Origin of the sequence: Clostridium sp. CM027 (genome assembly GCF_024730565.1) — a bacterium.
Lineage (GTDB): Bacteria > Bacillota > Clostridia > Clostridiales > Clostridiaceae > Clostridium_AD > Clostridium_AD estertheticum_B.
This window is the reverse complement of record NZ_CP077725.1, coordinates 1,690,114-1,703,787: the sequence shown is the minus strand read 5'-3', so window position 1 is coordinate 1,703,787 and position 13,674 is coordinate 1,690,114. Positions and strand designations below refer to the sequence as shown.

Here is a 13,674-nt window from a genome sequence, read left to right as displayed (position 1 = left end):
AACCATATGGACAAAATTTTAATTTTTATTAAGGATATTATTAAATCAATAATATTGGGATTAATAATATCTCTAATATTAATATTAATATCTATATTAGGAGCTATTTTAGTAAAACACGGTGGAACTAAAGTCACACTAGAAATTGTACGTAGTACATTATTCATTGTAGGAGGCCTTGGCTTAATTGTTTATTCTGGCTTTATATTAAAGAGAAACGCAAGAAGATCGCTTAGAAATGATAAGCAGTGGAAAGAAAGATTTCAGGTTATAAACTTTGTTAATGTATTACTTATTATAAATATCATGATTCTGGTTTCTGGAATTGTAATTGATAATATAAGATATTATCTGTAGGGTTAGCTTAAATATAATGATGGTATTATTTTAGTGACTATATGTTGTAAAAGTGCGTACTTACATTAAACTAATACAGTAGTATTATTATAACTAATGACAATAAAAATAAATGTTTGTTTTATGTAGGGCAAATAGGGTATTATACTGTTATTAAAAGGCTTTACAATGCGGTGTATTCAAAAAAATAAGTAAACGGAGGACTTTAAAATGAATGAAACTTTAAAAAACATAAGAAATAGAAGAAGCACAAGGGCGTTTTTACCAGAACAAGTTAATGGAGCACATGTGACAGATATAATAGATGCAGGTATTTATGCACCGAGTGCTAATAATACGCAGCCATGGCATTTTACGATAATACAAAGAAAAGATATTATAGACAGATTAAGTGATGCTTTTAAAGAAATTGCTAAAAAATCTGATAATGAATATATTAGAAGATTTGCTGATAATGAAAAATTTCATGTGTTTTACAATGCACCAACTGTAGTATTAGTTTCAGGAGACAAAAGTAACAACTCCGCCTCAGTTGATTGCGCAGTGGCAGTAGAAAATATGCTTATAGCAGCAGAAGCCTTAGAAATTGGTTCTTGTTGGATTGGTCTTATTGCACATCTATTAAATAGCGAAGAAGGTGCAGAGTTTGTTAAGGAGCTTGAAATACCAGAAGGATTTAGACAAATACATGCATTTTGCCTTGGATATAAAAAAATTGAGATAACTAATGCACCAGCGAGAAAAGAAAATACGGTAAATTATATAAAATAATGATATAAGGCATCTACAAAAAATCCATCAGACTAAATTAATTCTGATGGATTTTTGCATAGTAACAGGAAACTTCACAATTATAAGTAAAAATTATGAATTTTAGTGTTAATATAGATAATATAGTAGGGGATATATAGGATTTACTATTCTTATAAAACTAATAAATAACTAGTTATCTATTAGTTTTATAAAATAAGTCTTTACAAATGCGTAAAAACAATATATAATAAAGATGTTGTCGGACATGCTTCATTAGCTCAGCTGGTTAGAGTACCTGACTCTTAATCAGGGTGTCCAGGGTTCGATTCCCTGATGGAGCACCATAAAGAAACATCAAGATCTTGTGATCTTGATGTTTCTTTTTATATAGACTAATTTTAAAATATTAACATATAATACAATAAAATATAAATTATACAAGGGGGAAATTATGGGTTCATACACCGTGTTAATTACAGTAGGTATAGTTGTAGTATCATTAATTTTAATTGCTTATGGCATAGGGTTTACAAGCATAGGAACAGATGAGGTAGGGATTGTCGAGAAGTGGTGGAGTTTAAGCGGCTCAGTGCCGGCCGATAGTCTTATAGCACTAAAGGGAGAAGCAGGTTATCAACCAGAAGTACTAAGGGCTGGTGTTCACTTCAAAACGCCTTTCAAGTATAAGGTTAAGAAGGTAAGGCTCGTAACTATACCACAAGGTCAAATAGCTTATGTATTTTCAAGGTCAGGGGAAAGTTTAGGGGATGGTCAAACTTTAGGTAAGGTTATACCACAAAGTAAGTCATTTCAAGATGTTGTGGCATTTTTGAATAATGGTGGACAAAAAGGTCCACAGAGACATATTCTTCGTGAGGGTACTTATGCATTTAACTTGGCACAATTTATTATAATCACGAAAGACAAGGTACACTCTATATTTACGTCAAAAGATGAGACGGCACAAATAGAAACAATGCGAAGTGACTTAGCTAGAGAAGGTGGGTTTAATCCTGTAATTATATCAAGTTCAAAAACTACGGAGCAATACACTCAGCAGAATGATGGTAGTGAAATGGAATCCTCATATAATAAAGGAAGGAATAAGGACGGTAACCTTGATACTATAGGTATTGTAACTATCAATGAGGGGCCTACACCGGACAATGGAGCAATTATAGCACCTATTGTTGGTGAGAGTATAAATAATGAGTTCTATCACAATAACTTCCAAGAGCCAGAAAAGTTTTTAGCTGCAGATGGCAGAAAAGGTAAGCAGATGCAAGTACTTACGGATGGAGTTTACTTCATTAATAGAATGTTTGCAAGTGTTGATATAGTACCTAAAAGTATAATAGATATTGGTTATGTAGGGGTTGTGGTAAGTTATTTTGGTGATAAAGGGGAGGATGTTTCAGGTACGGGTTATTCTCATGGAGAACTTGTAGAGCAAGGCAAAAAAGGTATTTGGAGAGATTCCATGATGCCAGGAAAGTATGCATTTAATACTTATGCAGGTAAAGTTGTACCAGTTCCTACTACTAATGTAATATTAAAATGGATTACTGGTCAAAGTGGAGTGCACAAGTTAGATGATAATTTAAAAGAGATTAGTTTAATAACTAAGGATGCCTTCGAGCCTAATCTACCACTAACCGTAGTATTTAACATTGATTATAGAAAAGCATCATCAGTTATACAAAGGTTTGGGGATATTAAAATGCTTATTGAACAATCGCTTGACCCAATGATAGCTGGTTACTTCAAGAATATTGGGCAAACTAAGACTCTTATACAATTAGTTCAAGATAGAAGTGAAATTCAGAAGCAGGCATCAGATGAAATGAAAGAGAAGTTTAAACTATATGATTTAGAGCTACAAGAAGTATTAATTGGAACACCGGCAGCTTCTGCTAGTGATACAAGAATTGAAAAAATTCTTGCACAGCTAAGAGATAGACAAGTAGCTATGGAAGAGATTAAGACCAATGAAGCTAAACAAAAATCTGCTGAAAAGCAAAGAGAATTAAATGAAGCTCAGGCAAAAGCAACAGCACAGTCAGCTCTTACGCAATCAAGTATTGACATAGAGGTAGCGGATAATAAGGGTAAATCTGAATTGAGATTGGCAGAACAGTTAGCACTAAAAACGCAGAAACTTTCCGAAGCGGACAAATATAAGAGAACTCAAGAAGCTGATGCTGAAAGATATACTAGAGAAGCCCAGGCAGCGGCACAAGCCAAAACCATTGAATTAACTGCGGGGGCTAATGCTAAACAAGTGGAACTTGCGGCAAGAGCAGAATCATTCAAACTTGAAACGGTAGGTAAAGCAACAGCACTAAATATTAAAGCAGTTGCAGATGCTACTGCTGAGCAAGAAACAAAGGTAGGTATCGCAAAGGGGACAGCGGCAAGGGCTTTAGTTGAAGCATATGGCGGCCCAGATTTACAAGTTAGGCAAAGCGTTATGATAGCATTTGCAGAGGCGTTAAAAATAAGTAAATCTCCACTAGTACCACAAACCGTAATAATGGGTGGAGCTGATGGGAATACACCTAATGCAATGGAAGGTATAATGAGTATGGTGCTTGCAAATATGGCAAATGATAAAAGTGTAGTGATGCCTAAAGATATAGATAATGTAAATGCTAAAGATGTAATAAAACAATAAAGAAACTAATGTAAAAAAACCATCAGAATAAATTAATTTATTCTGATGGTTTTTTTATTTAACAACATCTAACCTATAAAGTTTTGTATTGCAAGAAAAGCCTTAATATCTATCTTCTCATTAGAACTGATTAAAATACTAGCTTCTTCCTTGGATAATAACATAACTTCAATATCCTCATCTGGTTCTAAATAATCTTTTGATATTTCGCCGGAGCAAGTACAATACACTAAGGCAGCAGACTCGTCTGTCATACCTGTAGATATATACGCCTTAGATTTGGTCTTATCATAATCAATTTGAATCAAATCAAGGCCGGTTTCTTCTTTTAGTTCGCGGCTTACAGTAGTTTTAAAATCCTCTCCACAATCTATAAGTCCAGCTGGGATTTCATAAACATAATTATTAAGAGGAACCCTAAATTGCTTTATAACCACTAATTTATTTTGAGCTACATGAGTAGCTACAATTATAACAGCGTCTATATTGTCCTCTGCGCCATTAAAATAGTTATTTTTTAATGTAGCTAAATCTTTTCTAGAAGCTATGGACCAATTTCTAGGTTCTCCACTTTTATTGGTATACTCTGCATTATAAAGTTTTAAATACTTTGTATCTGCTAGTGTTGTAATGTTTTTTATACTCATTATTTCATCTCCAGTAATACTTCATTTTATGCTATCTATATTTAGGTTACTCAAAATCCTCTGATTTTAAATTATTCACATAATCTAAAACGGCATCTAGTGATTTAGAGGAGTACATTGCGTCTACTCCGCCTTTATGATAATAAACCGAAAAGCGATCATTTTTGAAATAGAAAATGTGATAGCTTCTACTACCTACCTGTCTATGCCCTAAACAACTTTCGTCATCTATAATAAGCTCATTCAATATTTTATTTCCTACATTGACATCATTTATGACAGCTAAACTCAAATAACGAGGTTCAAAAGTAAATTCTTTCATTGTGTTCATTTTAATTCCTCCTTAATTAATGTATATAAATTAATAGTAGCACTTTGAATGAATAAAAACAAATAAAGGAAGAAGTAATCATTAAGAAATATATGAAATATTTTACCAATATTCAATAGAGAAGTTACAATTAATAGCTAAATGTTCAATTTAAATAAATTCGATTGATTTATATTAAATAGTATTATATACTGTTTGTAGTGGAATAAAAAAATTGTAAAAAAATCGTATATGATGAAATAAGTTATACTTTTATGCTTGTTTTGTGATCAAATCAATCAAGTTAAAACTTATATTTACGTTATTTATTTTTTGTAACTTACGGTGTAATCGTTATATATTTATTTTTTATAACTTGCAATGTAATCGTTATACATACAAAGAAATGAAAAAATTTTAATGATTTATGCAATGTGAAATTATATTAGAAATCTAATAGCTAATCAAAGAAAACTTTCAAGGAAATATGGAAGTTTAAAATGACACACTAATGTGTATGATCAAAAATTACATAAGAAAAATTAACTCTTTATCAAAATTTAAGACATAATTTTTATTTTGAAATTTTGTTGAAGTTTTAAAAAAATATCGAAAGGGGGAGCTACTCTCAAATTATTCAACAGTAATTATTAACGTACGAAAATTTAATTTATAATTGTATATATATTAAAAAAACTGCGTAAATGAAATTATTAATTTATTAGTGAATATATTTGACCATATTTTGAGTAGCATATATGTTTAATGAGTTTATTAAAACTATCACCAGTATTTTTAATGGCGGGATTGATGATGTCCAGAATGGATGCATTAATTGCAGCTCCAATTTCAGTAATTTATGCAGCTATAATAGCGGCAATAACTTGTAAGTTCAAATTTAATGATATTGTTGATTCTGCTGTTGAGAACGTAAAAGAAATGCAATTAGTTTTTTTTATACTAATGCTAGCATATGCACTAGCAGAAGCGTTTATGTCAACAGGTGTTGGAGCTGCGATAATTAATTTAGCACTTACGCTTGGAATAACGGGTAGAACAGTAGCGCTTACAGGCCTTTCAGTAACAGCTGTTCTGTCAATTGCAACAGGATCTTCATGGGGAACATTTGCAGCTTGTGCTCCAATTTTCCTATGGCTAAATCATATAACAGGTGGAAATATAATGCTTACTACAGCTGCTATTGCAGGAGGAGCTTGCTTTGGAGATAATATAGGACTTATTTCAGATACAACTGTTGTAAGTTCTGGTATTCAAAGTGTTGATGTCACTGATAGAATAAAACATCAAGGTGTATGGGCTCTTATAACGTTAGTAATAACGGCAGGTATTTTCTACTTTGTAAGTGTGTCAATGAACCTTCCAACTATAGTTGGAAGTTCATCCCAAGCAATAGATCAAATCCCAGAAAGTGTGTGGAAATCCCTTGAAGTAGCTAAACCATCAGCAGTAGTACTATTAAATCAAGTTAAAACCGGAGTTCCAGTTTACATGATTATTCCACTATTGGTAGTACTTGTAGTTGCGGTAAAGGGAATGCCAACACTTGCTTGTTTAGGACTTGGAATAATAACATCGTTAATCCTTGGATTAACAGCTGGAACAATAACAGACATACCTCAATTTTTAGAATTAATGAAAAAAGGGTTCGCAGATGCAGGTTCATGGGTTATAGTAATGATGATGTGGATTGGAGCTTTTGCAGGTATAATGGGTAAAATAAATGCATTTGCACCATTGTCAAGATTGGTTTCAAAAATGTCATGCAACGTAAAACAACTTATGTTTTGGAACGGTATGCTTTCAATTCTTGGGAATGCAGCATTAGCAGATGAAATGGCTCAAATCGTAACAGTTGGACCAATAATTAAAAATCTTCTTGAAGACAACGTGGAAGGTAGTGAAGAAGACTTATATACGCTACGGCTTAGAAATGCTACTTTTGGAAGTTCTCTTGGAGTATTTGGATCTCAGCTTATTCCATGGCACGTATATATCGGATTTTATGTAGGGATAGCCTCTGCAGTTTATCCATTATACAAATTTGCTCCAATTGATATAATAAAATATAACTTTATGGCTATGGTAGCAGTATTTTCATTATTAGTTCTTACAATAACAGGTTGGGATAGATTTATACCCCATTTCAAATTGCCAAGGGAACCTGATGTAAGATTAAAGAAAAATGTAGAAGAGGAAGTAAAAGAAGAACGTTCTGCATAAAAGTAAATAAACATATCTTTATAAAAAGCTCACTGAAAAGTGAGCTTCTTTTTTATTGTAAAATTTTAATCTTATAGTTATTTTTTGATTATTTCTAAGTTAAATTTAGGATATACAATAATTGATGCATTGAATGTTGTAAATAAAACATACTACTTATAACATAAAAAATTATAATATTACAAATTTTATAGTTAAGGGGGAATCAAATGAAGAGGTTCACAAAAATAACTTCTATATTGGTAGCAATTGGATTATTATTTAATAGCTTCAGTAGTGTTGTACTAGGTGCGCAAGTTGCGCAAACGAAGCAGGCACAATTAAATAATTCATTGTCAGTAGGAAAAAGTATATCAGGCTTTATGTTAGAGTCTAAAAAATGGCTTCCCGATGTACACTCAACTGCCATAATATTTAAGCATATTAAAAGTGGGGCTAAACTGATTTATTTACAGAATGAGGATGAAAACAAAGTATTTTCAATAAGTTTCCGTACTCCAGTGAATGATAATACTGGTGTTAACCACATTATTGAGCATTCAGTTTTATGCGGTTCAAAGAAGTATCCTGTTAAAGACCCATTTTTAATTATGACTAAGCAATCACTAAGTACATTTATAAATGCGTTTACAGGACCGGATTTTACAATGTATCCAGTAGCAAGTAAGAATGAAAAGGATTTTGACAATTTGATGGGTGTATACATGGATGCAGTGTTTTATCCAAATATATCTAAAAATCCTAAAATACTTAAACAAGAAGGGTGGCATTACGAGGTTAATAGTAAGACAGGAGAGTTACATTATAATGGAATAGTATACAATGAAATGAAAGGGAATAACTCTTCTCCAGAGGTAATATTATCTAATACTATTAATCAATCGCTTTTTAATGAAAATTCATACAGTTTTGAATCGGGAGGTAAGCCAGATAATATTCCTGACCTAACCTACGACAAATTTATCGAAACATATAAAAAATATTATGTTCCATCAAATAGCTCTATATATTTATATGGAAAATTGGATATTGAACATACATTGAAATTTATGAATGATAATTATCTAAGTAAACTTAAAAAAACAACAGTGGATAGTAAAATTAAATTACAGAAACCTTATGAAAATGAAAAAAAGGTTGAAAAAACAGCTTTATATCCTGTGGCTAAAGGTGTAGGTACAGCAGATATGACGTACTTATCATCTAATTATATGATCGATAAGGTAACAGATGTAGAAAATATTTTAGGTTTTCAAATATTGCAAGAGATTCTTTTGAATACTAAAACTTCACCTCTAAGGAAATCATTATTAAATAATGGGATTGGAGGGGATGTCTATGCAAGTTTTAACCCCTCAACTAAGCAACCAACTTTCAGTATAATTGCTACCAATGCAAATGAATCAGAGAAATATAAATTTAAAGGTCTTGTTGATGATTCCTTAAAACAAGTGGTAAAAGAGGGGTTTGATAAAGAATTAGTAAATTCAGTATTCAGTGCTGTAGAACTAAGTTTGCGTACTCAAAATTCGGATGCTAACAGAGGTATGAATTATATGTCTTCAGCTTTAAATTGCTGGAATTATGATGTGAGCCCTACAGAATATCTAGAGATTACCCCAGCACTTAATAAAATAAAATCTAAAATATCCGATGGGTATTTTGAAAAGTTAGTACAAAAATATTTATTGGATAATAAAAATAATTCATTAGTTGTTTTAAAACCTTCTAGTGGATTAAATGAAATAAAAGAAGAAATGGTAAAAAAGAAACTTTCAGAGTATAAAAAATCACTATCGCAAATTGAATTAGCTACAATTAAAAAAGACGCAGAAGAATTAAAAAAATGGCAGGGAACATCAGATTCAAAAGAAAAATTATCGAAAATACCAACACTTACTCTTAAGGATTTAAATTTAAAATCGGAAGAAATTCCAACAATAGAAAAACTAGAAGGAGGTATAAAAGTATTAAGTCATCCTATGTTCACTGATGGAATTACTTATTCTAATTTATATTTTGACAGTTCAAAGGTTCCTCAAAACAAAGTATTATATTTGAAATTACTTGCGAGCGTTTTAGGTAATGTTAGTACTGAAAAATATAATATTATGCAACTTTCAAATAAAATGATGAAGTATACCGGGGGAATTGCCTTTAATTCAACATCATTTAAAAATAATACTGATAGTAATAAATACTCTCCTAAAATGAGTGTTTCAGTAAATTCTATTAATAATGCATTACCAAATTCTTTGGAACTATTAGATGAAATAATGAATCATAGTAAGTTTGATGATAAGGAACGGATGAAAGATTTAATTAAAAAAATAAGAGTAAATTATGAATCTATGTTTGTTAATGAAGGTAACCGAATTGCAATAAAACGTGCATTGTCCTATTTATCATATAGTGGTAAGTATACTGATTTGGATTATTTGCCTTACTATGATTTTATTTGTGATTTGGATGATAACTTTGATGTGAAATTTGAAGAAACGGTAAAAAATTTAAATGATGTTAAAGATATTGTATTTAACAAAGAGGACTTGGTTGTAAGTTACACTGGAGATGAAAAAAATTATGAAGACTTTGTTGTTAGTCTTAATAAATTAGGAGAAAGAATTAAGGATAAAAAATTTCCTAAGCAGAAATATGAGTTTGATTTTTCGAAAAAGAATGAGGCTTTTGTAATTCCATCTCAAGTGCAATATGTGGTTAAGGCTGGTTGTTTTAAAAAAGCAGGGTACAACTATAATGGACATATGAAGGTTCTTGAAAATATTTTAAATAGTGATTATTTATGGCAGGAAGTTAGAGTGAAAGGCGGTGCATACGGTGGGGCTATGAGTTTTACAAAGGACGAGGTATTGTTCTATTCTTACCGCGATCCAAATTTAAAGGAGACATTAAACACATTTGATGATGCTTTAAAATTTTTAAAAAACTTTAAAGCAAGTGAAAAGGATATGACTAATTATATAATAGGAACGATAGGAAGTATGGATTCTTTAGCAGGGCCATCTTCTAAAGGTCTAATGGGGGACAATATGTATTTTACAGGAACTACTCAAGCTGATATTCAAAAGCTACGTGATGAAGTGTTATCGACTACCGCGGGTGACATAAGAAACTTCGCGGATCTGTTGGATACTATAAAAAAACAGAAATTACACTGCGTTGTTGGTAGTGAAACTAAAGTAAATCAAAATAAAGATTTATTCGATAGGATTATAGTACCTATTAAGAAGGCTAAACATTAATATTTCAGCTCCGCAGCGGATGATTAAATATGCTTTAAATTGCAGTATACATTTAGAAAAGAACATAAAGCGCAAGTTTTATGTTCTTTCTGTGTTTATGGTATAATTAAAAGATTATAAAACTTAAGAACTAGGGAGAAAATATGTTGAAAGAAGATATGATATTACAAATATTTAATGAAGGAACCAGTGGTAAAAATCATGCCAGTGGGCAAAGGGTCCTTAATAATGATTTGGTTTCTTCTATAAATATTACAAATGAAGATAAATTAATATGTATAGATGGCAATGTGATTTCAGAGAAACTTTTTAATGAATATCACACGAAAATTGAGATGGATGCAGTTCGGAGAAGTATTTTTACTACATTCTGTAGCTGTTCTAATTTTGAAAGCAATGAGTTTAAAAAAGAAAATTATTGTTGCAAACATTTAGTAGCAACATTTTATAAAGCATTAGAGGATTTATCAAGTCACCCACTTTTAAGGGAAGATGATGTTATGAATCCAAGTACATTTAAAAATAGTAGTAATGTACTATCTATGCTTTTGGGCGATGAAAGACATAAAGAAGAAATTAAAATAGAGGTGTACATAAATAAAAATCAGTGGACTAGCGACCTTACAGCTGAGTTTAAAATAGGGTTAAGTTCTATGAGTGCAAGTAATCTTTATGTTTTAAAGGATATCAATCACTTTTTATTAGGGTATTATAATAATATTCCTATAAACTATAGCAAAAATTTTACTTTTAATATGGAAAATCAAAAAATGTCCACAAAGGATAAAAGGATTATTGATTTTATTGAAATGTTAAAGACGATTGAGGGAACTCGAAGGTACGTTAACAGACGTGAAGACCGGTATGTAGATGGAAAAAACATAAATATTCCTAAATATCTAACCAGGGAATTTTTCGAAATTATAATTAAGCATAGAGTCTATTTAAATGATGGCTTTTTTTATAGACCTGTGGATACAGAAATTTTATATGAGGCTCCACCCCTAGATTTTGATTTGAAAATAATAAAGGATAATTATGTGCTCAAATCTTCAAGTGGAATGCCAGCATCTTTAGGATCTAATAATGATGTTTTTTTGTATGGTACCAATATATATCTTCCAGATTATGAGTTTTGTTATAAGATAAGTCCGTACCTTCAAGTTTTTAATGAGGCAAAGGTCGTAACTATGACAAACCTCGAGGAGGAAAACATATTAAGGCGGCTAATTCCAGATCTTAATTTATTGTCACCGAATGTTGTCTTATCTAAGACTATAAAAGATAAAATAGTAATGTGTAAAAGTCAGTTTAATTTCTACTTTAATCAGGAGGGGAAAGATATTACTCTAACATTAAAGGTGAAGTATGGAAATTTTGAGTTTAATATCTTTGAGGATTGCGCAGAAAAAATAATATATAGGGATTCTAAAGAGGAAGCCCAAGTTACTTCGGTTTTAAAAGTCTTAGGTTTTCAGGAAATAAAAAATAAGTTTTATTTTTCAAAGGGAGAGGACTATATATTCAAATTTTTTAAAAGTGATATTGCGAGACTTCAAGAAATAGGGGAAGTATATTACTCCGAAAACTTTAAAGGTATAAAATCATTAGGTGCTAAGGGTATTAGTGGAGATATTAAAAGCGGAAAGTATAATTATTTTGAAATGGATTTCAAAATAGGGGATATTGAGCCACGAGAAACTACAAATATACTAAGAGCTTTTAGAAATAATCTTAAGTATTATAAGCTGAAAAATGGTGAATATCTCGATTTGGAGGAATTAGAGCTTAATAAATTCTTAAAGCTTTTAGATGTGATTACATCATCTGATAGTTACAATAATCATATTGAAATATCTAATAGTAAAGGCATTTTCCTAGATGGTTATTTAAAGGAAAATAACATTAGATATATAAAAGGAAAAAAAGAATTAAAAGAAGTAAGAGATAAGATTAAGGACATTGAGAAATTGAATTTTAAAGAACCAGTTGATTTCAAGGGGAAATTAAGAGAGTATCAAAAAATCGGATATAATTGGTTTAAAACCTTAGATTATTTAGGGTTTGGTGGAATTTTAGGAGACGAAATGGGTCTTGGTAAAACCATTCAAGCTATTACTTTTATATTAGCGAGTAAGGGGAGTAAGACTTTAATTGTAGCGCCTACATCCCTAATATATAACTGGATAAGTGAACTTGAAAAGTTTGCACCTAGGTTAAAGGTTGCTGCGGTTAATGGGTTAAAGGATGCGAGAGAAGAAATAATAAATAGTATAGCAAATTATGATGTGATTATAACTACCTATAATCTATTAAAGAGGGACTTGGAAAGCTACAAACCATTAGAGTTTGATTGTTGCATACTAGATGAAGCTCAGAACATTAAAAATCCAAACTCTCAAAATGCAATAGCTGTGAAGGAGATAGGGGCGAAGACAAGATTTGCACTATCAGGCACGCCGATAGAAAATTCTCTTATGGATTTGTGGTCTATATTTGATTTTATAATGCCAGGATACCTATATGATCAAAAGAGATTTAGCGTGAGATATCATAAAAAGCTTAAGGAAAGTCCGGAGATATTAGAAGATTTAAATAGGCTTATAAAACCTTTTATTTTAAGGCGTCGAAAAAAAGATGTTTTAAAGGAATTACCTGATAAAATAGAAAAAACGCTTTTGGTAAATTTAGAGCAGGAACAAAAGAAGGTTTATAAAACCTATGCAAACCATGCAATGGAACTTATTGAAAAGAAGGTAAAAAATGATGAGTTTAAAAATAGTAAAATAGAGATACTTTCGTATATTACAAAGTTAAGACAAATATGTTTAGATCCTACAGTACTCATGAATGATTATAGTGGTGGTAGCGCAAAAATAGAAGCTTTAGTGGAACAACTTCATAAGAGTATAGATGAGGGACATAGAGTAATTGTTTTCTCCCAATTTACTTCTGTTCTTAAGAATATACAAAAAAGACTTATAGTGGAGGGAATATCTTTTAGTTACTTAGATGGATCGGTGACTTCAGAGAAGAGAATGAATTTGGTAAAAGATTTCAATGATGGCGAAAACTCTGTGTTTTTAATAAGCTTAAAGGCTGGAGGCACAGGCCTAAATTTAACTTCAGCAGATGTAGTAATTCACTTTGATCCTTGGTGGAATCCAGCAGTAGAAGAGCAGGCCACAGATAGAGCTCATAGAATAGGTCAAAAGAATGTGGTGAGTGTTATAAAAATTATAGCTAAGGGCACTATTGAGGAAAAAATTCTGTCACTTCAAGAAGAGAAGAAAAAGCTTATATCAGAGCTTATGGGGGATGAACTATCCGGAGGCAAAGGCTTTGCAGCAATGAGCGAGGAAGATATATTTGGATTATTTGAAATGAAGGAATAAAACTTGCATGGAAATCCTTTTTATTGTAAAGTTG

The 13,674-nt window shown here is 31.2% G+C and carries 8 protein-coding genes and 1 tRNA gene; 7 read left to right on the top strand and 2 right to left on the bottom strand.

Features of this window, described 5'->3' with window-relative positions:
* Positions 1–6: 6 nt before the first annotated feature.
* From KTC92_RS08115 to KTC92_RS08100, 4 genes are all read left to right on the top strand, one after another.
* A complete protein-coding gene (locus tag KTC92_RS08115; RefSeq protein ID WP_216303127.1) occupies positions 7–357 on the top strand; it encodes a hypothetical protein in 351 nt (116 codons plus the stop codon).
* 210 nt (positions 358–567) lie between these two features.
* Positions 568–1,128 carry a nitroreductase family protein gene (locus tag KTC92_RS08110; protein ID WP_220286515.1) on the top strand — a complete coding sequence of 187 codons (561 nt, stop codon included), beginning with the start codon at positions 568–570 and terminating at the stop codon, positions 1,126–1,128.
* 249 nt (positions 1,129–1,377) lie between these two features.
* A tRNA-Lys gene (locus KTC92_RS08105) sits at positions 1,378–1,454 on the top strand.
* Between the two features lie 107 nt (positions 1,455–1,561).
* Positions 1,562–3,784 carry a flotillin family protein gene (locus tag KTC92_RS08100; RefSeq protein ID WP_220286514.1) on the top strand — a complete coding sequence of 741 codons (2,223 nt, stop codon included), beginning with the start codon at positions 1,562–1,564 and terminating at the stop codon, positions 3,782–3,784.
* A 68-nt stretch (positions 3,785–3,852) separates the two neighbouring features.
* Here KTC92_RS08100 and KTC92_RS08095 read toward each other — a convergent pair whose 3' ends face one another.
* Positions 3,853–4,431 (bottom strand): NUDIX hydrolase, encoded by a 579-nt coding sequence (locus KTC92_RS08095; RefSeq protein ID WP_165413113.1) that lies wholly within the window; start codon positions 4,429–4,431, stop codon positions 3,853–3,855.
* 46 nt (positions 4,432–4,477) lie between these two features.
* On the bottom strand, positions 4,478–4,762 hold the full coding sequence (locus KTC92_RS08090; RefSeq protein WP_165413114.1) for a hypothetical protein: 285 nt from the start codon (positions 4,760–4,762) through the stop codon (positions 4,478–4,480).
* A 744-nt stretch (positions 4,763–5,506) separates the two neighbouring features.
* On the opposite strand from KTC92_RS08090, the gene KTC92_RS08085 reads away from it, so the two are divergent.
* The 3 genes from KTC92_RS08085 (at position 5,507) to KTC92_RS08075 (ending at position 13,640) form a co-directional block, all read left to right on the top strand.
* Positions 5,507–6,982, top strand: coding sequence for a Na+/H+ antiporter NhaC family protein (locus tag KTC92_RS08085; protein WP_220286513.1), 1,476 nt, complete (start codon positions 5,507–5,509; stop codon positions 6,980–6,982).
* Positions 6,983–7,191: 209 nt separating this feature from the next.
* Positions 7,192–10,245, top strand: a complete 3,054-nt coding sequence (locus KTC92_RS08080) for an insulinase family protein (protein WP_220286512.1) — start codon at positions 7,192–7,194, stop codon at positions 10,243–10,245.
* Positions 10,246–10,388: 143 nt separating this feature from the next.
* Positions 10,389–13,640: a DEAD/DEAH box helicase gene (locus KTC92_RS08075; protein ID WP_220286511.1), complete on the top strand. Its 3,252-nt coding sequence runs from the start codon at positions 10,389–10,391 to the stop codon at positions 13,638–13,640.
* The last annotated feature ends 34 nt before the right edge of the window (positions 13,641–13,674 follow it).